The sequence below is a fragment of the Streptomyces sp. 4N509B genome (genome assembly GCF_052245655.1).
Taxonomy (GTDB): domain Bacteria; phylum Actinomycetota; class Actinomycetes; order Streptomycetales; family Streptomycetaceae; genus Streptomyces.
Genome location: NZ_JBQQBZ010000031.1, coordinates 15,761 through 41,032, shown reverse-complemented (window position 1 = coordinate 41,032; position 25,272 = coordinate 15,761). Strand labels below are relative to the sequence as shown.

The following is a 25,272-nucleotide window of genomic DNA, read 5'->3' as shown; positions in this document are numbered from 1 at the left end:
CGCTCCCGCCCGCACCGGCCCGAACCCCCCGGAAGGCGCCCATGTCCGCCCCCGCCCACGACGAATCCGGCCAGCGCGCCCTCCCCGGCCCGTGCCGTCCCGACGAGGCGGGGCGGGAGTGGGCGGGCGGCGTGGCGGGACCGCGGGCTCTGCGGCCCCTCCTCGACACCGTCCTGGCCGCACTCACCGACGGCGCCCACGCCGCGCTCCGCGACCACGTCCACGTCCTCGCGGCCGGCGCCGCCGACCCGGCCGACCCGCTCTGCGCCGCCCACCTGCACTGTCCGCCCCTGGCCGTCGCCGTCGCCGCCGACCTGGCCGCGAGCGCCCTCAACCCCTCGATGGACTCCTGGGACCAGGCCCCCGCGGCCTCCGCGCTGGAGGAGCGTCTCACCCGCGTCCTCGCCGCCGAGGTCCATCCCCGGGGAGCGGACCCCGACGCCCTGATCACCACGGGCGGCACCGAGTCGAACCTGCTGGGCGTGCTGCTCGCCCGTGAACACCTGGCGGCCGCGGGGGAGTGCGGCACGGGAGGGGCGCGCGGCGGGGGGCTCACCATCGTCTGCGGCGCCAACGCCCACCACAGCGTCCACCGCGCCGCCTGGCTGCTCGGCCTGCCCGCCCCCGTCGTGCTGCCCACCCCGCGGGGCGTCCTCGATCCCGCCGACGTGCGCGCCGCGCTCGACCGGCTCGACGCGTTGCGCTGCCCACCGGGACCCGCGAGCCCCGCCCTCGTCGTCGCCACGGCCGGCACCACCGACAGCGGCGCGCTCGACCCCCTCGACGCCCTCGCCGACGTCGTCGCCGCCCACCGCGCCCGTCGTCCCACCGCCCTCCACGTCGACGCCTCCTACGGCGGGCTCCTGCTGCTCAGCGAGCGTCACCGCCCCAAGCTCACCGGTCTCGAACGGGCCGACAGCGTCGCCCTGGACCTCCACAAGCTCGGCTGGCAGCCCGTCGCCGCCGGCCTGCTGACCGTGCCCGACGCCGGCCTCCTGCGTCCCCTGGCGCACCGCGCCGAGTACCTCAACGCCGAGGACGACACCGACGCGGGTCTGCCCGACCTCCTCGGCCGCTCGCTGCGCACCACCCGCCGCCCCGACGCCCTCAAGATCGCGGTCACGCTGCGGGCCCTCGGCCGGGCCGGCCTGCGCGCGCTGGTGGACCGCACCTGCGCCGCGGCCGAGGAACTCGCCGACCTCGTCGACGCGGAGCCCGGCCTGCGCCTGCACTCCCGCCCGACGATCTCGACGGTCCTCTTCCGGCCGGCCCACGCCAGCGACGAGGAGGTGGCCGAGGTCCGCCGCCACCTCCTCCTCGACGGCCGGGCCGTCCTCGGCCGCGCCCGCGCGGCCGACCCCCGCCGCCCCGGCGGGCCGCCGCGCACCTGGCTCAAGGCCACCCTCCTCAACCCCGAGGTCGGCCCCGCCGATCTCGCCGCCCTCGTCAAGCTCGTCGTCGACCACGCGCCCACCCCTCACGCTGCCCCCACGCTCTCGCAGAAGGACCCCTGTCATGACCGCGCCTGACGCCGCGCCGGCTCCCGGATCCCTCCCCGACCGTCCGCTGGACCTCCTCGGCGTCGGCGTCGGCCCGGCCAACCTCTCGCTCGCCGCCCTCGCCCAGCCACTGCCCGGCCTGACCGCCGCCTTCTACGAGCGGCGCCCCACCTTCCGCTGGCACCCGGGGCTCCTCATCGACGGCGCGACGCTCCAGGTCCCCTTCCTCGCCGACCTCGTCACCCTCGTCGACCCCACCAGCCGGCACAGCTTCCTGAACTACCTGCGCCACACCGGCCGGCTCTTCCCCTTCTACTTCGCCGAGCGCCTCCACCCCGACCGCGCCGAGTACGACGCCTACTGCCGGTGGGTCAGCGAGCGCCTGCCGGGGCTCCACTTCCGCCACCAGGTCGACGCCGTCCGTTGGAACCCGGAACACGAGGTCTTCGACGTCGACGTCACCCGCCTCGGCGCGGACGGCGAGGTCGAGGCCGTCCTGCGGCGCCACGCCCGACACCTCGTCATCGGCATCGGCACCGCCCCCCACCTCCCGGAGGTCATGCGCCCCCTCGCCGAGGCCGCCACCGTCCCCGTCTGCCACTCCGCCGACTACCTCGACCACCGCGAGCGGCTGCTGGCCGCCGAGCACGTCACGGTCGTCGGCGCCGGCCAGTCCGGCGCCGAGATCGTCCTCGACCTGCTGCGTCACCGCCCGGCCGGCCGGGAGCGCCTGGCCTGGCTCGCCCGCACCCCCGCGTTCGCCCCCATGGAGTACAGCAAGCTCGGCCTCGAACACTTCACCCCCGACTACACCCGGTACTTCCACGCCCTGCCGGAGGCGGTCCGCGACCACCTCGTGGAGCGGCAGTGGCAGTTGCACCGGGCGATCGACCACGAGACCCTCGCGGCCCTCCACGACGAGCTCTACCGCCGCACGGTGGCGGGCGAGTGGCCCGACGTGCTGCTCACCCCCGGCGTCAGCGTCCGCACCGCGGGTCGCGTCGGCACCACCCGTCTCGAACTCCACCTGGACCACGTGGAGCAGGGCGAACGCTCGCGGCTGACCACCAGCGCGCTCGTGCTCGCCACGGGCTACCGCGAACGCCCCCTGGATCCCCTGCTCACCACCCTGAACTCCGTGGTCCGCCGCGACGCCTCCGGCCGCCCCTCGATCGACGCCCACTACCGCCTCGACCTCGCCCCGGAGGTGTCCGGCAGCGTCTACGTGCAGAACGCCGAACGCCACACCCACGGCGTGGGCGCGCCGGACCTCGGGCTCCTCGCCCACCGCAGCGCGACGATCCTCAACTCCCTGACCGGCGAGCGGCGGTATCCGGTCTCCCGCAGGGCCGCTTTCACCACGTTCGGGCTGCGTCGTCCGTCGGAGGGAAAGGAAGGATCGCGGGCGCCGCGTACGGAGGTCGCGGAGGTTCACGTGCCCGCGCAGCTCAAAAGAGCGGCATTCCGCTCAATGTGAGCGTTCGAGAATTGCTTGGCCCGTTGTGGGCGTCTCTTTAAAACGAGGTCGTCGTGTGGTCACTTCCCGATAGCCCTCTACCTGCGGGTAACTCCTAGGGTTGGCGTATGCGCCGAGCGAAAATCGTCTGCACACTTGGACCTGCGACTGACTCATATGAGCGCATCGTGGCGCTTGTCGAGGCGGGAATGGACGTCGCACGTCTGAACCTCAGCCACGGCAGCCACCGCGAACACGAGCTTCGTCTCCAGCGGGTCCGTCGCGCCGCCGCGGAAAAGGGGCGCAGCATCGGAATTCTGGCCGACCTCCAGGGGCCGAAGATCCGGCTCGGCAGCTTCGGGGAAGGCCCCGTCCTCCTTGAGCGCGGCGACGAATTCACCATCACCACGGAGGACGTCGTCGGCGACCACCGCCAGTGCGGCACGACGTACCCGGGGCTCGCCTCGGACGTAACCCCGGGCGAGCGCATCCTCGTCGACGACGGCCGGGTCGCGCTCGACGTGACCGACGTCGACGGCCCCCGCGTCCACACCGTGGTCGCCGAGGGCGGCCTGGTCTCCGACCACAAGGGCATCAACCTCCCGGGCGTCGCCGTCTCGGTGCCCGCCCTGTCGACCAAGGACGTGGACGACCTGCGCTGGGCGCTGCGCGTCGGAGCCGACATCATCGCCCTCTCGTTCGTGCGCAGCGGCGACGACATCAAGGACGTCCACCGCGTGATGGCCGAGGAGGCGCGCTTCCTCCCGGTCATCGCCAAGGTCGAGAAGCCGCAGGCCGTGGAGAACCTCCAGGACATCGTGGACGCCTTCGACGGCGTGATGGTCGCCCGCGGCGACCTCGGCGTCGAGGTCCCGCTGGAGGAGGTCCCCCTGGTGCAGAAGCGCGCGGTGGCGCTGACCCGGCGCAACGCCAAGCCGGTCATCGTCGCCACGCAGATGCTCGACTCCATGATCGACTCCTCGCGCCCCACCCGCGCCGAGGCGTCCGACGTCGCCAACGCCGTCATGGACGGGGCCGACGCCGTCATGCTCTCCGGCGAGACCAGCGTCGGCCGCTACCCGACGGAGACCGTCCGCACCATGAGCCGCATCGTCGCCGCGGCCGAGGACGACATGCTCTCCCACGGCCTGGCGCCCCTGACCGAGGCCACCAAGCCCCACACCCAGGGCGGCGCCGTGGCCCGCGCCGCCGCCGAGATCGGCGACTTCCTCGGCGCCTCGCTGCTGGTGGCCTTCACCCAGAGCGGCGACACGGCCCGCCGCCTGTCGCGGTACCGCTCGCCCATCCCGGTCGTCGCCTTCACGCCCGACCCCGACACCCACGCGCAGCTCACCCTGAGTTGGGGGGTGGAGACCCACCTCGTCCCCACCGTCGAGACCACCGACGAGATGGTCGCGCAGATGGACGAGCAGCTGCTGCGGCTGGAGCGCTGCCGCCAGGGTGACCTGGTGGTGATGACCGCCGGCTCGCCGCCGGCCACGCCCGGCACCACCAACCTCGTCAGGGTCCACCGCGTGGGCGAGGACGACACGCCCTGACGGCTGCCACGCCGTGGGTCCGGCTCCCTCCGCCGCCGTGCCGTCGAAGCCACGGGACGCCGCTCCCCGATCCGCCGGCACGGCGACCGCGGCACCGACCCCGCCCCGCGTAGGCGGGATCGGCCCTCGGCGGCCCTGCCGCCGGGCGGGGCCGAAGGCGTGTGCGTCGCGTCGCGTTCGGGGGGTCGGGCCGCGTCGTGCGACGTGCCGCTCCGACGCGGTGGCCTGACCCGAGGTGACCTCGCCGACCGCCCTCGGCGCGTCTCCACCAGGGACCCCTCTCAGGGATCGACCGGGCCCGACGGCGTACCGCCGGCGGGCCCGGTGGCGTGTCCGGGAGGCGTCCGGCGAGGTGTCCGGGGGGCACTTGCCACGGACGGCTTCGCGTGATGTGCTGCATGCTGCGCTATTGAAAGCGCTTACTAAACCGCCTTCCGTCGCCTCGCCAGGAGTCACCCCGCATGGCTCACCCCGTGCCACCACGCGTCCGCATCGCCGTCGTCGGCACTGGTGGCATCACCACCGCCTGCCACCTCCCGGCCGTCGCCGCACACGCCGACCGCGCGGAACTCGTCGCCGCGGTCGACGTCGACCCCGACCGGCTCGACGCCTTCCAGCGCGCCACCCGCGCCGCCGACGCCGGCGCCGCCACCGGGTACACCGACCTCGACGCCATGCTGGAGGCCGAGCGGCCCGACCTCGTCATCATCGGTACCCCGCCCGGTCTGCACCGGGCGCAGGCCGTCGCCGCCCTCCGGGCCGGCGCCTGGGTCTGGTGCGAGAAGCCGCTGTGCCTCTCCCTCGCCGAGTTCGACGAGATCACCGCCGCCGAGGAGGCCGCGGCCCGCGACGGCCGCGGCCCCTACGCCGCCGTCGTCGCGCAGCACCGCTACGGCTCCGGCGCCGTCCACGCCCGCGCCCTGCTGGCCTCGGGGGAACTCGGCGCCCCCCGCGTCGCCCACTGCCAGACCACCTGGTACCGCGACACCACCTACTACGAGGTCCCCTGGCGCGGCCGCTGGGTCACCGAGGGCGGCGGCCCCACCATGGGCCACGGCATCCACCAGACCGACCTCCTCCTCCACCTCCTCGGCGACTGGACGGAGATCCGCGCGATGGCCGGCCGCCTCGTTCACGCCGTCGAGAGCGAGGACGTCGCCACCGCCCTGGTGCGTTTCGCGAGCGGCGCCGTGGCCACCGTCGTGAACAGCGTGATCTCGCCCGACGAGGTCAGCCGTATCCGCATCGACTGCGACGACGCCACCGTCGAGCTCACCCACCTCTACGGCCACCGCAACGAGGACTGGCGGTACACCCCGCGCCCCGGCCTCGACGACCCCGCGCGCGTCGCCCGGTGGCGCACCCCCGCCGCCGACGTCCCGAGCTCCCACACCGCCCAGCTCGACGGCGTCCTCACCGCCTTCCAGGAGGGCGTCCGGCCTCCGGGCAGCGGCGCGGACGCCCGCCGGACGCTGGAGTTCAACGCCGCGCTGTACAAGGCCGCGTTCACCGGCCGGCCCGTCACGGCCGGCGAGATAGTCCCGGGCGACCCGTTCCACGCCGCGATGCACGGCGACCACGCGGACTGGGCGCCCGGCCAGCACGCCCGCTGAGACGACCACACCGCGAAGGAGCCGTCGATGACCGCCCCGCTCACCGTCACCCACCACCTGGGCCACCGCGTCGCCGTCACCGCGGGCGCCACCGAGATCCTCTCCTACGTCTACCGCCCCGACCCCGAGCCGTACGAGTCGCGCAAGCCCTACGCCCACCCCGTCCGCACCCTCGCCGGCAACCTCGTCACCGGCTACCGCCCGAACGACCACCGCTGGCACAAGGGCATCCAGATGACCGCCAGCCACGTCTCGGGGCAGAACCTCTGGGGCGGCAACTCCTACCTCGGCCCCGGCGTCGGGTACCAGCGCGTCCCCGAGCGCGTCGGCTCGATGCGCCACGACGACTTCACCGCCGTCACCGCCGACGGCGACCGCGCCGAGATCGCCGAGAACCTCACCTGGCTGAACCACACCGGCCAGGAGTGGGCCCGCGAGCGGCGCACCGTGACCGTCCACTCCGTGGAACCGGCCGAGGGAGCCTGGGCCCTGGACTGGACCATCCACCTCACGAACACGCGCGGCGAGGCCCTCCACTTCGGCAGCCCCACCACCGCGGGCCGTGAGATGGCCGGCTACACCGGCCTCCACTGGCGCGGCCCCCGCGACTTCGCGGGGGGCCAGGTCCTCACCCCCGCCGGTCCCACCACCGACGAGGCGGCCATGGGCACGCCCGCCGTCGAGGCACCCTGGCTGGCCTACACCGCCACCCGCGACGACGTGGACGCCGAGACCACCCTCGTCTTCGCCCACGCGCCGGAGAACCTCGACGGCTCGGCGATCCACCCCTCGCACTGGTTCATCCGCGCCAACGCCACGCCGACCTCCGCGTTCTCGTGGGCCTTCTTCGAGGAGTTCGAGCTCGCCGCGGGGGCCTCCTTCTCCTACCGCTACCGCATCGTCGTCGCCGACGGCCTCTGGGACGCCGACCGCGTCGAGCGGTACCTCAAGACCCACGCCTGGTGACCATGGACCTTCCCCACCCCCTCCCCGGAGCCGTCGGCCTCTCCCACATCAGCGCCTACGACTGGCCCTGCGCCGACGGCGTCCGCGGCGGCAGCCCGCACATGCACCTCGCCTGCACCGAGGCGTACGTCGTCACGGCCGGCGAAGGGAGCGTCCAGACCCTCAGCCCCGACCAGGGCTACGTCGAGACGCCCCTGCGCCCCGGCGTCGTCGCGTGGTTCACCCCCGGCACCGTCCACCGGATGGTCAACGGAGACGGCTCCCTGCGCGTGACCGTCGTCATGCAGAACAGCGGCCTGCCCGAGGCCGGCGACGCCGTCTTCACCTTCCCGCCCGAGCTGTTGGCCGACGCGGGGGCCTACGCCGAGGCCGCGACGCTGCCCGGCAGCCAGGGGCCGGCGGCGGAGGCCGCCGCCCGCCGCCGCCGCGACCTGGCCGTCGAGGGGTACCTGCTGCTGCGCACCGCCCTGCGCGACGGTGACGCCGAGCCGCTGCGTGCCTTCCACCAGGCCGCCGCCCGCCTCCTCGCGCCGAAGGTGGCGGCCTGGCGGGAGCGCTGGCGCGTCGGCGCCCTCGCCGCGGCCGAGGCCACCGGGGCGCAGCTGGACGCGCTGGAACGGGGCGACGCCACCCACCTGGGGCGGGCCACGCTCCACGCCACGGGCCCCACCCGGCAGGCGGGCCTCGGCATGTGCGGACGCCGCCAGGAGTACGAGGTGCCGGGCGCCACCCTTCCCTACGGCGGGGAGTGACGCCGGGGACGGCGCGAGAAGGAGAGAAGGAGAGGAAGAGGGAGATCGTGCTCACACCCACATGCCGTCACGACACGTGGGTGTGAGAGGTGTGCCGGGTGCGGGATTCGAACCCGCAAGCCCTCGCGGGCAGAGGTTTTTGAGACCTCCGTGTATACCGTTCCACCAACCCGGCCGAATGGTTCGCGCGTAGTCTACCGACTCACCGAGGCGCCCCACGACTAGGTACTCTCATTGATGCCACCACCAGGCAGATCCCAAGGAGCACCGTGAGCACCGCCGACGTCCCTGACGAGACCGTCACGCCCGCCCCCGAGCCGGCCGACGAGGAGAGCGCACATGTTCCGCCCCACACCACCCGCGTCGTCATCGCCGAGGACGAGGCCCTGATCCGGCTGGACCTGAAGGAGATGCTGGAAGAGGAGGGGTACACGGTCGTGGGGGAGGCGGGCGACGGGCAGCGCGCCGTCGAGCTCGCCCGCGAGCTCAACCCCGACCTCGTGATCCTCGACGTGAAGATGCCCGTGCTCGACGGGATCTCCGCGGCGGAGAAGATCGCGGCCGAGTCCATCGCGCCGGTGCTCATGCTGACCGCCTTCTCGCAACGGGACCTCGTCGAGCGCGCCAGGGACGCCGGGGCCATGGCCTATCTGGTGAAGCCCTTCAGCAAGAGCGACGTGGTGCCCGCGATCGAGATCGCCGTGTCCCGGTTCACGGAGCTGAGGTCGCTGACCCAGGAGGTCGCCGACCTCGCGCAGCGGCTGGAGACGCGCAAGCTGGTGGACCGCGCCAAGAGCGTTCTGCAGACGCAGTACGGGCTGACCGAGCCGGCCGCGTTCCGCTGGATCCAGAAAACGTCGATGGACCGCAGGCTGTCGATGCACCAGGTCGCCCAGGCTGTCATCGACGACGCCGCGGAGAAGCAGCAGAAGCAGAACAAGCAGAAATAAGGACGGAGAACGCCGCCCGTGTGGGCGGACCCACCCGAATCGTTCCCGGCGCGCGCCCGGCCTGACGGCTGGACGCGCGCCGCGCTCGTCCTGGCCCGGGATGCCTGGTCTCTACACGAACGTCCGTTTACCGGACGTCGCTGTTCTGTTTCCGGCATATCTCGGAGGTCACGCCTCGATCACAACTGTCGTCACAGTGTGTCTACCGGACGGAGAGGGCAATAGATTCCGCTGCACGCCGCACCACCGTGCTCAGTGGTTCGCACGTGCGCGCATGTGGGTGTGCGGCCGACGACATTGACTGGGCCCGCTCAGGGAGTAATCGAAGTGCTCAACAAATCCATCGTGCGGCTCGCGATACCCGTCGCCGCCAGCGCGCTCCTGCTCTCCGCCTGCGGCGGGGGATCCGGCGGGGGCGACACCATCAAGATCGCCTACCAGGGTCCCCTCTCCGGTGACAACGTCGGCCTGGGCGAGAACATGGAGCGCGGCATCCAACTGGCCATCGACGAGGCCAACGAGTCCGGCCAGTACGACTTCGAACTGGAGTACTTCGCGGCCGACGACGGTGGCGCCGAGGGGCAGGCCACCGCCGCCGCCCAGCTCGCCATCGACGACCAGAGCGTGCTCGCCGTGATCGGCCCCGCCTTCTCCGGCCCGGCCAACGTCGCCGCGCCGCTCTACGGACAGGCGGGCCTGGCGGCCGTCTCCACCTCCGCCACCAACCCGACCCTGACCGAGCAGGGCTTCGGCACCTTCCTGCGGGCCGTGCCCAACGACAACGCCCAGGGCACCGCGTGGGCCCAGTTCCTGTCCGGTCAGGACGGCGTCGACTCGGTCGTCGTCGTCGACGACTCGACCCCCTACGGCGCGGGCCTCGCGGACGTGGCCGTGGCGGACATGCAGGAGGCCGGCCTCGACGTCCAGCGCGAGACCGTCCCCGACGACACGGTGGACTACGGCAGCGCCGCGCGCACCGTGGTGGACTCCGGCGCGGACGCGGTGGCCTACGCGGGTTACTACGCGGACCTGGCCCCGTTCGCCACCCGCCTGAACGAGGCCGGCTACGAGGGCATCATCGTCTCGGGTGACGGCTCCAACGACGACGAGCTGATCAACCTCGCCGGCGACGCGGTCGAGGGCGTCTACCTGACCTGCCCGTGCACGGACGCCACGGCGAACGAGGCCACGGCCGACTTCTCCCAGCGTTACCAGGACGCCTACGACCTGCCCCCGGGCACCTACTCGGCCGAGTCCTACGACGCCACGAACATGATCATCGAGGCGATCGACCGGCTCGGCGGCGAGCCCACGCGTGAGGAGCTCTACCAGGAGCTCGCGGGCGTCGAGTACGAGGGCCTGACGAAGACCTTCTCGTTCGACGACAACGGGGAGTTCGAGAACACCACGATCTACTTCTACCAGGTCGAGGGTGGACAGATCGGCTACCTGGGCGAGACCAGCGAAGTCGCCGGTTCCTGACGACAGCAACGGTGCCTTGCGTCCGCGGCCGGTGCGGCACGATCCCGCACCGGCCGCGGACGGCCATGCAGGACCTCTTCGCTCGTCTCCGTTATTCCCACAAGGAAAGTCAGTTTCATGTCCCCATCGGATATCTGGGACGTCGCCGTCCTGGGATTGGTGCTCGGCTCGCTGTACGCCGTGATCGCCATCGGATACACGCTGGTATATGGTGTGCTACAGCTGCTGAACTTCGCGCACAGCGAGGTCTTCATGGCCGGCGGGTACGGCGGCCTCATCGCGTTGACGCTCATCGAGCCCGCCGCTGACCCGACGGCGGCCCAGTCGGTGCTCTACGTACTGGGCGGCATGGTGGCCGGCGCGCTCCTCGGCGGGGCCGTCGCCTTCGGCTTGGAGAAGGCCGCCTACAAGCCCCTGCGGCGGCGCAACGCGCCACGCCTGGTCTTCCTGATCACCGCGATCGGCGCGTCGTTCTTCCTCTACAACCTCGCCGGCAAGCTCTTCGGGCGCTACGCGATCCCGATGCCGGAGATGTACGAGAACAGGCGGCTCTTCACGATCTTCGGGGCCAACGTCAACGTGACGCAGCTGCTGATCCTGGTGTCGGCGGTGCTGATGCTCGTCATGGTCGACTTCGTGGTCAACCGGACGAAGATGGGGGCGGGCATCCGGGCCGTGGCCCAGGACGCCGAGGTCGCCTCCCTGATGGGCGTGAACATCGACAAGGTGGTGTCGCGGACCTTCGTGCTCGGCGGCCTCATGGGCGGCGTGGCCGGCTTCCTGTTCGGCACCAACCTCCAGGTCGAGTACACGATGGGCTTCCTGCCCGGGATCACCGCCTTCGCGGCGGCCGTCCTCGGCGGGATCGGCAACGTGCGCGGCGCGATGCTCGGGGGCCTGACCCTCGGCATCGTCGAGGCGTTCACGGTGGAGCTGTGGAGCGACGCCTGGCGGTACGTGGGTGCCTTCGCCGTCCTGGTGTTGGTGCTGATGTTCCGTCCCACGGGCCTGCTCGGTGAGCGTGTCGGGAGGACGGCATGAGCGCGACGACCGTTTCCGGGAAGGGGAACAACCGCAAGGGTGCTCCCTCGGCCGCGCGGCTGCGCCGCGTCGCCTGGTACGACCAGCCCCGCTGGCGGCGGCTGACCGCGATGGTGGTCACGGCCGTGGTCGTGGCCAACGTGACCGGCGAGCAGGGCGTGCGCGGCGACCTGTTCGCGGCGCTGGAGGCGAACTTCACCGGCACCGCGATCTGGCTGTGGCTCGCGGTCTTCGTCGGCATATGGGCGGTGCGGGAGTTCCTCCACGCGCCCGCCGCGCGCCTGACCGCCACGGTCAAGGAGCAGGTGACCGGACCCACGGGCAAGGTGTCGGGCGCCTTCCGCGCCGACCGCCGCCTGCGGTGGGCCGGACTCGGGGCGCTGCTGGTCTTCCTCGTGGTGCTGCCGCTGATGGTGCAGACGTACTGGCAGCAGGTCCTGGTCGACCAGATCGGCATCTACATCCTGCTGGCGATCGGCCTGAACGTCGTGATCGGCTGGGCGGGCATGCTCGACCTCGGCTTCATCGCGTTCTTCGCCATCGGCGCCTACAGCGCGGCCTACTGGACCGGCGCCCTGCCGGCCAAGCCGCCGTTCGAGCTGAACAACTTCCTGGTCATCCCGCTCGCCGTGGTGACCTGCCTCATCGCCGGCGTCCTGCTGGGCGCGCCGACACTCCGGTTGCGCGGCGACTATCTCGCGATCGTCACGCTGGGCTTCCACGAGATCGTCTACCTGATGGCCCGCAACTGGACGGAGTTCACCGGCGGCACCCGCGGCACCTCCCCCGACCGGGTGGACAACTTCTCGATCGACCTCGGGTTCCTCTCCTACGAGTGGGGCCTGGACCCGGTGCCGTACTACTGGCTCCAACTCGGCTTCGCCGTGGTGATCGTCTTCCTCTTCCTGCGCCTGGAGCACTCGCGCGTCGGCCGGTCGTGGACCGCCATCCGCGAGGACGAGGTGGCCGCCGCCGCCACGGGCGTCGACACGGTCCGCTTCAAGCTGCTGGCCTTCGCGATCGGCGCCTCGACCTCCGGCGTGGCGGGCGTCATCTACGCCAGCAAGCAGGGGTTCATCAACTCCGAGATGTTCATCGTGCTGCTGTCGGTGCTGGTCCTGTCCTACGTCATCTTCGGCGGCATGGGCTCCATCCCGGGCGTGATGGCGGGCGCGGCCCTGCTGGTGTGGCTGCCCGAACAGCTGCGGGACGTCGTCGACCCGGCCGACCGCTACATGTACCTGGGAGCGGTGCTCGTGGTCATGATGATCTACCGCCCACAGGGGCTGCTGCCCTCCCGACGGCGACAGCGGGAGCTGCGCCTGGCGGAGCAGGGCACCGTCGAGGGCAACGGGCTCGGCTCGGGTGCGGGCACGGGCTCGACGGGAGGTGAGAAGGCATGACGAGCGCGACGACGACCCTCGGAAAGGGCGGCGAGCGCGCCGCGGCCGCGGACGAGATCCTGGTGGCCTCGGGCGTGACGCTGCGCTTCGGCGGCCTGACCAGCCTGGACAACGTGGACCTGCGGATGACCCGCGGCGAGATCCTGGCCGTCATCGGACCGAACGGCGCGGGCAAGACCTCGTTGTTCAACTCGCTGACCGGCGCGTACGTGCCGCAGGAGGGCACCATCGCCTTCATGCCGCGCGGCGGCGGCCGGAACGAGTTGCGCGGCCGCAAGCCGCACCGGGTCAGCCGCCTGGGCGTGGCCCGCACCTTCCAGAACATCCGCCTCTTCGGCGCGTTGACCGCGATCGAGAACGTCAAGATCGCCGTGGAGACGCGGCAGAAGACCGACCCGATCTCGATCATGCTGGGGCTGCCCAACGCCCGGCGCGACGAGGCCGAGAGCGACCGCAGGGCGCACGAGGTGCTGTCGTTCGTGGGCCTGGGCAACCGCATCAACGAGCTGGCGTCCTCCCTCAGCTACGGCGAGCAGCGACGTCTGGAGATCGCCCGCGCCCTGGCGACCTCGCCGGAGCTGCTGCTGCTGGACGAGCCGGCGGCGGGCACCAACCCGACGGAGAAGCGGGACCTGGAGGAGCTGATCCGCCGCATCAACCGGGACCTCGAGGTGAGCGTGCTGCTCATCGAGCACGACATGCGCCTGGTGATGTCGGTGGCCGACCGCGTCACGGTCCTGAACTTCGGCAGGAAGATCGCCGAGGGAAGCCCCGAGGCGGTCCAGAACGACCCGGCGGTGATCGAGGCCTACCTCGGCGCCTCCGCCCCGGAGGACGCCGCGGTCCCCGGTGCCAACATCGCGGACGTCACCGAGGGCACGGACGTCACGGACGTCACGGAGGGCGACCCGGGCTCCGCGGACGACACGACGGAGGAGAGCGGCGCCGCGGCGGACACCGGGGGCGGCGACGAGGAGGACACGCGATGACGGACGTCCGGCTGGACCAGGACCCGAAGGGCGCGGCGACCGCCCAGGCGACCGCCCCGCCCCTCCTCGAACTGCGCGACCTCCAGGTGTTCTACGGCGCGATCGGCGCGTTGAAGGGCGTCAGCCTCACCGTCGGCGAGGGCGAGATCGTGGCGCTGCTCGGCGCCAACGGCGCCGGCAAGTCCACCACGCTGAAGACCGCGTCGGGCATGATCAAGCCCCGCGCGGGCGAGGTGCTGCTGCGCGGCGAGCGGGTCGACGGCATCCCCTCCCACGAGCTGGTGCGCTTCGGCATCGGCCACGTGCCCGAGGGACGACGGGTCTTCCCGCGCATGACGGTGCTGGAGAACCTGGAGATGGGCGCCTACCGGCTGCGCCGTCCCGACCCCGCCGACCTCGACCGGGTGTTCACGCTCTTCCCGCGGCTGAAGGAGCGGCGCAAGCAGATCGGCGGCACCCTCTCCGGAGGCGAGCAGCAGATGCTCGCCATCGGGCGCGCCCTGATGGGCAAGCCGGAGCTGCTGCTGCTGGACGAGCCCTCGATGGGCCTGGCGCCGCTCATCGTGCAGCAGATCTTCGAGATCCTGAAGGAGATCAACGTGCAGGGCACGACGCTGCTGCTGGTCGAGCAGAACGCGGCGCAGGCCCTTCAGCTGGCCGACCGCGGCTACGTGCTGGAGACCGGCGAGGTCGTGATGGCCGGCGAGTCCGCCGCGCTCCTGGCCGACCCGCGCGTGCGCGCCGCCTACCTCGGCGAGTCGGAGGAGGAGTCCGCCGCGGGCGGCTCCCCGGCCTGACCGATCCCCCGTCCCGCACCGTCGGAGCCGGGCCCCCGGAGGCTAGCCCTCGGTGGCCCGGCTCTTCGGGGCCTGCTCCCCGGACGTCTGAGTCTCCGAGGTCTGGGAGGTCTGGGTCTCCGAGGTCTGGCCCTCCGGTGCGTGGCCCCCGGACGTCTGGTCCGTGGGCCCCTGCCCCTCGGCCCCGCCACCCGGCTGTCCCGCCTGGGTGGCGGGCCGCAGTGCGCAGGTCAGGCGAGCGGTGCACACCCGCTTGCCCCGCTCGTCGGTGAGGACGACGTCGTAGGTCGCCGAGGTGCGGCCGGTGTGGGCGGGCGTCGCCACGCCGGTGACCAGGCCGGCCCGGACGGCGCGGTGGTGCGTGCAGTTGAGGTCCACGCCGACGGCGATCTTGTTCGGCCCGGCGTGGAGCATGGCGCCGACCGACCCGAGGGTCTCGGCGAGCACCGCGGACGCCCCGCCGTGCAGCAGACCGTAGGGCTGGGTGTTGCCCTCGACGGGCAGAGTGCCCACCACCCGCTCCGGCGAGGCCTGAAGCACCCGCACGCCCATCCGCTCCCCGAGGTGCCCCGCGGAGAAGAGGGAGGGAAGGTCGATCCCGCGTCCGGCCCACTCGGTGAGGATGTGCCGCGGGAAGTGGGTGGCGGTGTTCTCGCCCATGATCAGGTCCCCTCTGGTACAGGTGGTCTGGGTGGGTTCTATCAGGCCGCGCGGGCACCCACCGAGGCCGGGGCGTGGGAGGCGAAGGGGACGGGGCGGCCTGGCTGTCAGTGGTCCGTGGCAGGATCGGGTGCGTGGCTGAGAACGCATCGCACGAGACCACCGCCCCTCCGCGCCTGCTCCTGCTGGACGGGCACTCCCTGGCGTACCGCGCCTTCTTCGCCCTTCCCGCGGAGAACTTCACCACCACGGTCGGCCAGCCGACCAACGCGATCTACGGCTTCACGTCGATGCTCGCGAACACCCTGCGGGACGAGGCGCCCACGCACGTCGCCGTCGCGTTCGACGTCTCGCGGGCGACGTGGCGCTCAGAGCGGTACACGGAGTACAAGGCCACCCGGTCGGCCACGCCGGACGAGTTCCGTGGGCAGGTGGAGCTCATCGGCGAGCTGCTGGACACGATGCGCGTGCGGCGGTTCGCGGTGTCGGGCTTCGAGGCGGACGACGTCATCGCCACCCTGGCGACGCGCGCCGCGGCCGAGGGCTTCCAGGTCTCCGTCGTCACCGGGGACCGCGACACCTTCCAGCTCGTCTCCGAGCAGGTGACCGTTCTCTATCCCACGAAGGGCGTCTCCGAGCTGACCCGCTTCACCCCCCAGAAGGTGGAGGAGAAGTACGGGCTGCCCCCGGAGCGGTACCCGGACTTCGCCGCCCTGCGCGGCGACCCCTCGGACAACCTTCCCGGTATCCCCGGAGTGGGCGAGAAGACGGCCGCGAAGTGGCTGACGCAGTACGGCTCGCTGGAGTCCGTCGTCGAGCACGCCGGGGAGATCAAGGGCAAGGCGGGCCAGGGTCTGCGGGACCACCTGGAGTCCGTCCTGCTCAACCGCGAGCTCACCGAGCTGGTGCGCGACGTCGAGCTCGGCTGTGACCCGGCGGACCTGGTGCGCGAGCCGTACGACGGCCCGGCGCTGCTGGGCCTGCTCGACGCCCTGGAGTTCCGCAACCCGAACCTTCGCGAGCGGCTCTTCGCCGTCGACCCCGGCGCCGACCAGGAGCCGGAGCAGATCGGGGAGGCCGCGGTCGTCGCCGGCGAGGTGCTCGCGCCGGGCGCGCTGGCGCCCTGGCTGGCGGCACACGGCGGGCAGGCCCTCGGCCTGACGCTACTGGACGACTGGAAGCTCGGCGCGGGGAACGTGCTGGCCGTCGCCCTGGCCACCGCCGAAGGACCGGCCGCCTGGTTCGACCCGGTGCGGCTGGACGAGACCGACGAGCGGGCCTTCGCGGCCTGGGCGGCCGACGCCGACCGCCCCAAGGCGGTGCACGGCGCCAAGGCGGCGCGGCGCGCCTTCGCCGAGCACGGCTGGGACCTCGCCGGAGTCACGATGGACACGGCGCTGGCGGCGTACCTCGTGCAGCCCGGCCGCCGCTCGTTCGCGCTGGACGCGCTCAGCGTGGAGTTCCTCGGCCGCGAGCTGGAGCCGGCCCAGGCGCAGGACGGCCAGCTCGCCTTCGGAGCCGACGACGCCGCGCAGGCCGAGTCGCTGATGCGGCAGGCCCGTGCCGTGCTGGACCTGGGCGAGGTCGTCGGCGCCCGGCTGGCGGACGTGGGAGCCGGTCAGCTGCTGGTCGACCTCGAACTGCCGACCTCGGCGCTGCTGGCCCGGATGGAGCGGGCCGGCATCGCGGCGGACCGGGCGTGGCTGGAGCGGCTGGAGCAGCAGTTCGCCGCCGCCACGCAGGCGGCGGTCGCCGAGGCGCACCGCTCCGTGGGGCACGAGTTCAACCTCGGCTCGCCCAAGCAGCTCCAGGAGGTCTTCTTCAACGAGCTGAACCTCCCGAAGACGAAGCGCACCAAGACCGGCTACACCACCGACGCCGACGCCCTGACGTGGCTGGCGACCCAGACCGAGCACGAGCTGCCGCTGATCATGCTGCGCCACCGCGAGCAGGCCCGGCTGCGCAGCACCGTCGAGGGCCTGATCAAGACGATCGCCTCCGACGGCCGCATCCACACCACGTTCCAGCAGACGGTCGCCGCCACCGGCCGGCTGTCCTCCACGGACCCCAACCTGCAGAACATCCCGGTCCGCACCGACGAGGGCCGGGCGATCCGGCGCGGCTTCGTGGTGGGCGAGGGCTTCGAGTCGCTGATGACCGCGGACTACAGCCAGATCGAGCTGCGGGTGATGGCCCACCTGTCGGAGGACCGGGACCTGATCGAGGCCTTCACCACCGGGGAGGACCTGCACGACACGGTCGCCTCCCAGGTGTTCTCCGTGCCCAGGGACCGGGTGGACGCCGAGATGCGCCGGAAGACCAAGGCCATGAGCTACGGCCTGGCGTACGGTCTGTCGGCGTTCGGTCTCTCCCAGCAGCTGGGCATCAGCGCGGAGGAGGCCCGCGGCCTGATGGACACGTACTTCGAGCGCTTCGGCGGCGTGCGGGAGTACCTGCGCCGGGCCGTCGAGGAGGCCAGGGCCATCGGGTACACCGAGACCATGCTCGGCCGGCGCAGGTACCTGCCGGACCTGACCAGCTCCAACCGGCAGCGCCGGGAGATGGCCGAACGCATGGCGCTCAACGCCCCGATCCAGGGCACGGCCGCCGACATCGTCAAGATCGCGATGCTCCGCGTGGACGAGGCCTTGACCCGCGAGCGGCTGACCTCCCGCATCCTTCTCCAGGTCCACGACGAGATCGTCCTGGAGATCGCCCCCGGAGAACGGGAGGCCGTCGCCGAGCTGGTCCGCCACGAGATGTCCACGGCGGTCTCGCTGCGCGCCCCCCTGGACGTCTCCGTCGGCGTCGGCGACACCTGGGAGTCCGCCGCCCACTAGCGGTGCTGCCACGCCCGCGGCGCGTCGCGCGCCCGGGCACGGCCCGCACCCCCGGGCGGGCCACGGACGCTCTCGTGTCGGGCCGCGGCCGCCGTAGGCGCGGCGGCGTGACGGCCGGCGTCCGAGAACCCTCGGGGCAGCGCGGTGGCCGGCACGCCGCATCGCCTCCCACTGGTCCGGCGGCTCGCCGCGCGGGGCAGCGGCCCGGTCTGGGAGCGAACCCGGCCGAGCCGGCGGACCTCCACGGCGCCCCACGGGCTTCACCCCCGGAGGGGCGGCCTGCCGCCTCCGAGGCGAGGACACGGCGGAGGGGCGGCGAGGGGAGCGGCGGCGTTCACCTGCCGCGGTCGGGAGGAGCGGTCGGGGATCTCGTCGGCGGGTGCCACCGACCCGCTCGGCGGCGCGACACAGGGCCTTTCGGGCGACTGGCCGACGTGTGGACCCGCGTCTTCCCCGCATGCGGCGCAGCCCGTAGAATCTGCCAATCTCTCGCGGATTCCCGTGCCGCTCCCGTCACACGACCCCCCTCCGGGTCCCCCCGAACGCCGGCTGTCGCCCGACAGCACCCCGGCACGGGGCGAACCACGCATTGACCCTGATCGGAAGCGCCCGTATGCTATAAGACGCGCTGCGGGCCTGCGCGCCTCAGACGGAGCAGGTCGCGCTCGCATCTGTTGTATGTCCCCTCGGTTGTCGAGGCGCTTCCGGTTCGATCTTCGGAGAGCGCTTCTCAGGCTGTCCGGCTTCGGCAGTGCGATACGGGCCTTCGGCGTAGCAGTGCCGACGACACCATGTCCGTACCGGAGCCCTTTACCACATGACGAGCAGCACCGAGCCCACCGTGACCAGCCCCCAGGTCGCGGTCAACGACATCGGTTCCGAGGAAGCCTTCCTCGCCGCGATCGACGAGACGATCAAGTACTTCAACGACGGCGACATCGTCGACGGCGTCATCGTGAAGGTCGACCGGGACGAGGTCCTGCTCGACATCGGTTACAAGACCGAGGGTGTCATCCCCTCGCGTGAGCTGTCGATCAAGCACGATGTCGACCCCAACGAGGTCGTCGCCGTCGGCGACGAGATCGAGGCCCTTGTCCTGCAGAAGGAGGACAAGGAGGGTCGCCTCATCCTCTCCAAGAAGCGCGCCCAGTACGAGCGCGCCTGGGGCACGATCGAGAAGATCAAGGACGAGGACGGCATCGTCACCGGCACCGTGATCGAGGTCGTCAAGGGCGGCCTCATCCTCGACATCGGACTCCGTGGCTTCCTGCCCGCGTCCCTCGTCGAGATGCGCCGGGTCCGTGATCTCCAGCCGTACGTCGGCAAGGAACTCGAAGCCAAGATCATCGAGCTGGACAAGAACCGGAACAACGTCGTCCTCTCCCGCCGTGCCTGGCTGGAGCAGACGCAGAGCGAGGTCCGCCAGACCTTCCTCACCACCCTCCAGAAGGGTCAGGTCCGTTCCGGCGTCGTCTCCTCGATCGTCAACTTCGGCGCCTTCGTCGACCTGGGCGGCGTCGACGGCCTGGTGCACGTCTCCGAGCTGTCCTGGAAGCACATCGACCACCCCTCCGAGGTCGTCGAGGTCGGCCAGGAGGTCACCGTCGAGGTCCTGGACGTGGACATGGACCGCGAGCGGGTCTCCCTGTCGCTGAAGGCGACGCAGGAGGACCCGTGGCAGCAGTTCGCGAGGACCCACCAGATCGGCCAGGTCGTGCCTGGCAAGGTCACCAAGCTGGTGCCGTTCGGCGCGTTCGTCCGGGTGGACGAGGGCATCGAGGGTCTGGTGCACATCTCGGAGCTGGCCGAGCGCCACGTCGAGATCCCCGAGCAGGTCGTCCAGGTCAACGACGAGATCTTCGTGAAGGTCATCGACATCGACCTGGAGCGTCGTCGGATCAGCCTCTCCCTCAAGCAGGCGAACGAGAACTTCGGCCCCGACCCGATGGCGGTCGAGTTCGACCCGACGCTCTACGGCATGGCCGCCTCCTACGACGACCAGGGCAACTACATCTACCCCGAGGGCTTCGACCCCGAGGCCAACGACTGGCTGCCCGGGTACGAGAAGCAGCGCGAGGAGTGGGAGCGGCAGTACGCCGAGGCCCAGTCCCGCTTCGAGCAGCACCAGGCGCAGGTCATCAAGTCCCGTGAGGCGGACGCCGAGGCTGAGGCCGAGTCCGGTGGCGGTTCGCAGCAGGCGGGCGGCGGCAGCGGCGGCTCGTACTCCTCCAGCCCCTCGGAGGACTCCGGTGCCCTGGCTTCCGACGAGGCGCTGGCGGCGCTCCGCGAGAAGCTGGCCGGCGGGCAGAGCTAGCGGTCGGCGGTCGGCGCGAGGCGGGACCTCCCGCCGAGCGCCCGCCCATCACCGTGACGGGCGGGGCCACTCCCTGACGGGGGAGTGGCCCCGCTCCGTCGTAGCAACACTCTGGGAATGCCCCTGCGGTACGGTGCGTTGTGCCTGATGCACGGGAAACGGCAGAAGGAGTGGCGGTGACGGTGCGCGATCCGCGGGAGTTGTACGCGTGGGACCCCCACGGTCTCGAGCAGGCTGACCAGGCCATGGGCGGGAGCGACAGCACGGGCCCCGTGCTGCTCTACCACTTCGAGGGCTTCATCGACGCCGGCGAGACCGGTGACCAGCTCATAGAGGAACTGCTCGACCAGGGCCCCCACGTCACGGTGGCCCGCTTCGACCACGACCGACTGATCGACTACCGGGCGCGTCGCCCCGTCATGACCTTCCGCCGTGACCGATGGACGGCGTACGAGACGCCGACGCTGGAGGTCCGGCTGCTGCGGGACGCCACCCGCCAGCCGTACCTGGTGCTCGCCGGCCCCGAGCCCGACGTGGAGTGGGAGAGCTTCTCCCAGGCGGTGCGGCAGATCGTCGAGCGCCTGCGGGTCCGGCTCTCGGTGAACTTCCACGGCGTCCCGATGGGCGTGCCGCACACCCGCCCCGTCGGCCTGACACCGCACGGGAACCGCGCGGACCTGGTCCCCGGCCACCGGAACATGTTCGAGGAGGCGCAGGTGCCTGGCAGCGCCGCCGCCCTGGTGGAGCTGCGGCTCACCGAGGCCGGGCACGACGTGCTGGGCGTCGCGGCGCACGTGCCGCACTACATCGCCCGCTCCCGCTACCCCGACGCCGCTCTGGTGGTGTTGGAGGCGATCACAGCGGCCACGGGGCTGGTGCTCCCCGAGGCGGCCCACCTGCTGCGCAGCCGAGCGGTCAAGACCCAGGACGAGATCGAGCGGGAGCTCGCCGAGGGAGACGCGGACCTCGTGGCCGTGGTGCGCGGCCTGGAGCAGCAGTACGACGCGCTCGCCGGGGTCGCCACCCGCGGCAGCCTGGTGGCCGAGCCCGTCGAGCTGCCCTCGGCCGACGAACTCGGCGAGGTCTTCGAACGCTTCCTCGCCGAACGCGAGGACACCGACGACCAGGGATGACACGGTAGCCTGCACGACATGCTCACGGTGGGACTGACTGGCGGCATCGGCGCCGGCAAGAGTGAGGCCCTGCGGCTTCTGGCCGAGCACGGCGCGGTGGTGATCGACGCGGACCGCATCGCACGGGAGGTGGTCGAGCCCGGGACACCGGGCCTGGCGGCCGTCGTGACCGAGTTCGGCGAGGAGGTCCTCACCTCGTCCGGCGCGCTCGACCGGCCACGGCTGGGGCGCATCGTGTTCGCCGCGCCGGAGCGCCGCCGCGCGTTGAACGCCATCGTTCATCCGCTGGTCCGGGCGCGTGCCGCCCAGCTGCGCGCCGCGGCGGCGGCCCCCGGGGCGATCGTGGTCGAAGACGTGCCGCTGCTCGCCGAGAACCAGCTTCAGGGGCGGTACGACGCCATCGTCGTGGTGGATGCCTCCGAGGCCACCCGGCTGGACCGGCTCGTGCGGCTGCGCGGCATGACCGAGGAGGACGCCCGCGCGCGAATGGCGGCCCAGGCCACCCGCGAGGAGCGGCTGATGATCGCGGACTTCGTGCTCGACAACGACGGGCCGCGCGAGGATCTGGCCCGTCAGGTCACCGCCCTGTGGGGGCGCTTGCGTGATCTCGCGGGGCGCGGGGCGCGCGGCTAGCGCCGCACGTCGCACCAACACGCGCTGTCGCGGTGGGCTTCCTCTCCGTCGCGCCCTAGAGTGTGGGCCTCCCGGTCCGCGTCGCCGCGTCGTCGCCGTCCGTGCGGGAGTCCGACTGGCGGCGGGGTGCCAGGCGAGCCGAACAGGAGGGCATGCCCGTGGTCGAAGCCGTCTGGAACGTGAGCTACGCGAGTCTGCCGCCCCGGGCCGCGCGGCTCCTTCGCTACCTGGCCGACCACCCCACCGCGCACTTCCCGGCCGGGGCCGCCGTCGCCGCCCTGGGCGAGGGCCAGGACGCGGCCGACGACGCGGTGGACGCGCTGGAGACGGCACATCTGCTGGAGGTGCGGCTCGACGGGCACCTTCACCTCCCGAGCCCGGTGCGCGCGCACGCGCGGGAGTGCGCCCGTCGCGACGGCGACCCCGAGGAGGTGAGGGCGGCCACGCTCCGCGTGCTCCGCTGGTACCGACGGCAGGCGGAGCGGGCGGACCGGTTGGCGGCCGGGCCGCGCATGCGGCTCGCGGAGCCGCTGTCGGCCGTGCCGCACGCTCCTGACGTGCCGTTGGCCGACGAGACGGAGGCGCTGCGGTGGCTGGAGAGGGAGCGGTCGGCGCTCTACGGCAGTGTCCGGCTGGCCCACGCGCTCGGCGGCGGCAGCGACGGTGACCGAGCTGACGACGAGGCGTGGTCCCTGTGTGAGCCCTTGTGGACCCACTTCCTCAGCCACCGGCACCGTGACGCCGCCGTCGCCGCCTTCACGGCGGGCGTTCGCGCCGCCGGCAGGGCGGGCCGGCCCGCGGCACGGGTCAGGATGCGCTGCCAGCTCGCCCGGCCGCTGTGGGAGCAGGGCCGCCTCGCCGAGGCGCGTCACCAGGTGGACCGGGCGGTGAAGGCCGCCGAACGGCTCGGCGCCGAGGCCGGCGACGCCAGGCTGCTGCCCTCGACGTACGGCTTCCGCGGATCCCTGCTGGCGGCGGGTGGCGACTGGGACGGCGCCGCCGCCGCGTACGCGCACGCCCGTCGGCTGTACCGGGAGGTCGGCGACGACCACGGCGTGCTGCTCCTGACCCACCTGCTGGGCCGGGCGGCGGTGCGGCGCGGCGACGCGGCGGGGGCCGTCGCGCTGCTGCGCGAGGCGCTCGCGTCGGCGCGTGCCCAGCGGCGGGGGCGGCTCGCGGCCCGCGCCGCGTACGAGCTGGGCGTGGCCTACCGGGAGCTGGGGGAGGCGGCGCTCGCGGCCGAACAGTTCACCCGCGCGATGGCCGGCGCGGGAAGGCACGACGCGGGCCGGAGCGCTACGCGGGCGGCGCGCCGGCTCGCGGCGGGCCCTGCCGAGGGACGCGGTGAGGAAGCGGCGGTTCCGGTCGTGACGGGATGACGCGCGGCGTGGCGGCGGACACGGCGCCCGCACTACGGTGTGTCCATGGACGTTGACACCGCCATTGCCCTGGCCACCGCGGCGGCCGGCGGCGCCGCGAACGGGGCCGGTGGCACCGCGTGGGAGTCGTTGGTCTCCCTCTTCCGCCGCGCCACGGGCCGTTCGGCGCCCGACGCCGACACGGACACCGGGGATGACACCGCCGACACCGCCGACGGCGTCGCGGACGACACGGCGACCGCGCCCACACCCGAGGCCGCGTCCGAGGACCCGCGGGTGCTGGTCGCCCGGATCGAGGACCGCGCCCGCGCCGACGAGGACTTCGCGGCGGCGCTCCGCCAGTGGGCGCAGGAGCACCAGGGCGCTCTCCAGACGACCACCAACCGGGACACGGTGCACAACACCGTCGCCCACGGCGCCCAGATCTCCGGCACGGTGATCCAGGCCAGGGACATCCAGGGCAACATCACCCTCTGACGCGCGGTCAGCGCGGCACGGTCGGTGCGGCCCGGTCAGTGCGGCCCGGTCAGTGTGCCGGGGCGAAGAGGCGTCGCAGTCCCTTCCACCGCCGGGGCCGGTCGCTGCGCTCCCGCGAGTAGCGGTCGAGCTCGTTGGCGAGGTGGAGCGAGCGGTTCTCCACGTCGAGTTCGTCGAGCAGCCGGTCGATCGCCACCAGCAGGGCGCCGTGGAGCTGCCACTGCCGCGGATGGGCCTGGACCCGCTCCAACAGCATCCGCGCGACCCGCTCCCTGCTGGCACGGCTCTCCTCCAGTTCGGTGGCGAGCCGCGCCTCGGCGTCCTCGGCGTTGGCGGTGACCTGGCTCGTGATCAGGGAGGCGAAGCTGGCGATGGCGTTGCCCAGCAGGGTGAAGAGACCGCGCAGCTCGTGGGCCACCTCCGGCGGGAAGAGCGGCTCGTCGGTGCCCGAGCGGTGCGAGGCGAGGTCGGCCAGGGTGCGCGAGACCGTGCGCAGCAGCACCGAACATACCTCCAGGGTGTCCAGGCCGGTGCGCATGACGATGCGGGTGAGGACGCCCTCCTTCACGCGCGGGTTGAGCCGCAGGCTCTCCTCGGCCTGCGAGAGGGAGGCGTCGACCTGCGCGACGTCCTGGTCCAGCCGGCGCGCCTGGCGCAGCTTGGCCGTGGCGCGCGCCACGGGGGTGTGCCGCTCGTCGGCCTGTTCGCCGAGCTGGAGCATCAGCTCCCGCATCCGTCTGGCCTGGTCCTCGATGTCCTGCCCGGCCGGGCGGACCCACACCGGCGGCACGAAGACCACGTTGAAGACCAGCCCCACCACCGCGCCGATGAGCGTCTCCAGCACCCGGTCCAGAGCCGTGTCCGTCACCTGGGTGACACCGAGCACCAGCATGGCGCTGATCGCCACCTCGGGCACGAACTCGCCCACCCGCACGAGGTGTCCCAGACCCAGCGAGAAGAGGATCAGCAGGCCGAGGCTCCACCAGCTCAGGCCCACGAGTGTGCTGAACGCGGAGGCCAACACCACTCCGGCCACCACGGAGTTCACCCGCCGGACGCCGCTGGTGAGCGTGGCGAAGAGGGTGACCTGTACGACGAGGAGCGCGGTGAGCGGGGCGAGGAGGGGGGCCGGGACGTCGGTCAGCCACAGCGCGACGATGTACGCGAGGGTCGCGGCGGTCGTCGAGCGGAGCACCTGGGCCACGACGGGCTCGGCGCTGCGCTTGGCAAGGTCGATTACCTGTTCTGGTACGTCCGGCACACTCCGATGGTATCGGCCGAATTGCTCATTTTTGTGAATCTCTGCGATGGGTGCCGGGGGTGGCCGCG

Annotated in this window: 19 protein-coding genes, 1 tRNA gene and 1 pseudogene; 18 read left to right on the top strand and 3 right to left on the bottom strand. The window is 72.5% G+C overall.

Features of this window, described 5'->3' with window-relative positions:
* Window positions 1-41 precede the first annotated feature (41 nt).
* From ACTWP5_RS24455 to ACTWP5_RS24430, 6 genes are all read left to right on the top strand, one after another.
* Complete coding sequence (locus ACTWP5_RS24455; protein ID WP_443223251.1) at window positions 42-1,529, top strand: pyridoxal phosphate-dependent decarboxylase family protein; 1,488 nt, start codon at window positions 42-44, stop codon at window positions 1,527-1,529.
* Entirely contained in the window at window positions 1,516-2,976 is a 1,461-nt protein-coding gene (locus ACTWP5_RS24450; protein WP_443223250.1) for a lysine N(6)-hydroxylase/L-ornithine N(5)-oxygenase family protein, read from the top strand. The genes ACTWP5_RS24455 and ACTWP5_RS24450 overlap by 14 nt, the downstream gene beginning before the upstream one ends.
* Before the next feature lie 107 nt (window positions 2,977-3,083).
* Window positions 3,084-4,514 carry a pyruvate kinase gene (gene pyk, locus ACTWP5_RS24445; protein WP_443223249.1) on the top strand — a complete coding sequence of 477 codons (1,431 nt, stop codon included), beginning with the start codon at window positions 3,084-3,086 and terminating at the stop codon, window positions 4,512-4,514.
* Window positions 4,515-4,975: 461 nt separating this feature from the next.
* Window positions 4,976-6,127, top strand: coding sequence for a Gfo/Idh/MocA family protein (locus ACTWP5_RS24440; RefSeq protein ID WP_443223248.1), 1,152 nt, complete (start codon window positions 4,976-4,978; stop codon window positions 6,125-6,127).
* Window positions 6,128-6,154: 27 nt separating this feature from the next.
* Window positions 6,155-7,093, top strand: coding sequence for a PmoA family protein (locus ACTWP5_RS24435; protein ID WP_443223247.1), 939 nt, complete (start codon window positions 6,155-6,157; stop codon window positions 7,091-7,093).
* Window positions 7,094-7,095: 2 nt separating this feature from the next.
* Window positions 7,096-7,845, top strand: coding sequence for a cupin domain-containing protein (locus ACTWP5_RS24430; RefSeq protein ID WP_443223287.1), 750 nt, complete (start codon window positions 7,096-7,098; stop codon window positions 7,843-7,845).
* Between the two features lie 92 nt (window positions 7,846-7,937).
* On the opposite strand, the gene ACTWP5_RS24425 is transcribed toward ACTWP5_RS24430, so the two are convergent.
* A tRNA-Leu gene (locus ACTWP5_RS24425) sits at window positions 7,938-8,020 on the bottom strand.
* A 94-nt stretch (window positions 8,021-8,114) separates the two neighbouring features.
* Between ACTWP5_RS24425 and ACTWP5_RS24420 the strand changes: the two genes are divergently transcribed.
* The 6 genes from ACTWP5_RS24420 to ACTWP5_RS24395 all read left to right on the top strand — a co-directional run bounded on the left by ACTWP5_RS24420 (window position 8,115) and on the right by ACTWP5_RS24395 (window position 14,507).
* A complete protein-coding gene (locus ACTWP5_RS24420; RefSeq protein ID WP_443223246.1) occupies window positions 8,115-8,795 on the top strand; it encodes an ANTAR domain-containing response regulator in 681 nt (226 codons plus the stop codon).
* A gap of 327 nt (window positions 8,796-9,122) precedes the next feature.
* Entirely contained in the window at window positions 9,123-10,277 is a 1,155-nt protein-coding gene (locus ACTWP5_RS24415; protein ID WP_443223245.1) for a branched-chain amino acid ABC transporter substrate-binding protein, read from the top strand.
* Between the two features lie 117 nt (window positions 10,278-10,394).
* Window positions 10,395-11,318 carry a branched-chain amino acid ABC transporter permease gene (locus ACTWP5_RS24410; RefSeq protein ID WP_443223244.1) on the top strand — a complete coding sequence of 308 codons (924 nt, stop codon included), beginning with the start codon at window positions 10,395-10,397 and terminating at the stop codon, window positions 11,316-11,318.
* A complete protein-coding gene (locus ACTWP5_RS24405; RefSeq protein ID WP_443223243.1) occupies window positions 11,315-12,721 on the top strand; it encodes a branched-chain amino acid ABC transporter permease in 1,407 nt (468 codons plus the stop codon). Before ACTWP5_RS24410 ends, ACTWP5_RS24405 begins: the two co-directional genes overlap by 4 nt.
* The gene (locus ACTWP5_RS24400) at window positions 12,718-13,710 is read left to right on the top strand and encodes an ABC transporter ATP-binding protein (protein WP_443223242.1); all 993 of its coding nucleotides are present in this window, start codon (window positions 12,718-12,720) and stop codon (window positions 13,708-13,710) included. Before ACTWP5_RS24405 ends, ACTWP5_RS24400 begins: the two co-directional genes overlap by 4 nt.
* Window positions 13,707-14,507, top strand: coding sequence for an ABC transporter ATP-binding protein (locus tag ACTWP5_RS24395; RefSeq protein WP_443223241.1), 801 nt, complete (start codon window positions 13,707-13,709; stop codon window positions 14,505-14,507). The genes ACTWP5_RS24400 and ACTWP5_RS24395 overlap by 4 nt, the downstream gene beginning before the upstream one ends.
* Window positions 14,508-14,705: 198 nt before the next feature.
* Here the strand turns inward: ACTWP5_RS24395 and ACTWP5_RS24390 are convergent.
* A pseudogene (locus ACTWP5_RS24390) lies at window positions 14,706-15,167 on the bottom strand (PaaI family thioesterase); the annotation flags it as partial.
* 134 nt (window positions 15,168-15,301) lie between these two features.
* Between ACTWP5_RS24390 and polA the strand changes: the two are divergent.
* From polA to ACTWP5_RS24360, 6 genes are all read left to right on the top strand, one after another.
* Window positions 15,302-18,007 (top strand): DNA polymerase I, encoded by a 2,706-nt coding sequence (gene polA, locus ACTWP5_RS24385; RefSeq protein ID WP_443223240.1) that lies wholly within the window; start codon window positions 15,302-15,304, stop codon window positions 18,005-18,007.
* Between the two features lie 817 nt (window positions 18,008-18,824).
* On the top strand, window positions 18,825-20,321 hold the full coding sequence (gene rpsA / locus ACTWP5_RS24380) for a 30S ribosomal protein S1 (RefSeq protein WP_443223239.1): 1,497 nt from the start codon (window positions 18,825-18,827) through the stop codon (window positions 20,319-20,321).
* Between the two features lie 182 nt (window positions 20,322-20,503).
* Window positions 20,504-21,454 (top strand): proteasome assembly chaperone family protein, encoded by a 951-nt coding sequence (locus tag ACTWP5_RS24375; RefSeq protein WP_443223286.1) that lies wholly within the window; start codon window positions 20,504-20,506, stop codon window positions 21,452-21,454.
* A gap of 18 nt (window positions 21,455-21,472) precedes the next feature.
* Complete coding sequence (gene coaE / locus ACTWP5_RS24370; protein ID WP_443223238.1) at window positions 21,473-22,087, top strand: dephospho-CoA kinase; 615 nt, start codon at window positions 21,473-21,475, stop codon at window positions 22,085-22,087.
* A gap of 152 nt (window positions 22,088-22,239) precedes the next feature.
* Complete coding sequence (locus tag ACTWP5_RS24365) at window positions 22,240-23,466, top strand: tetratricopeptide repeat protein (protein WP_443223237.1); 1,227 nt, start codon at window positions 22,240-22,242, stop codon at window positions 23,464-23,466.
* Between the two features lie 45 nt (window positions 23,467-23,511).
* Window positions 23,512-23,943: a hypothetical protein gene (locus ACTWP5_RS24360; RefSeq protein ID WP_443223236.1), complete on the top strand. Its 432-nt coding sequence runs from the start codon at window positions 23,512-23,514 to the stop codon at window positions 23,941-23,943.
* 49 nt (window positions 23,944-23,992) lie between these two features.
* On the opposite strand, the gene ACTWP5_RS24355 is transcribed toward ACTWP5_RS24360, so the two are convergent.
* On the bottom strand, window positions 23,993-25,204 hold the full coding sequence (locus ACTWP5_RS24355; protein WP_443223235.1) for an FUSC family protein: 1,212 nt from the start codon (window positions 25,202-25,204) through the stop codon (window positions 23,993-23,995).
* Window positions 25,205-25,272: the final 68 nt, after the last annotated feature.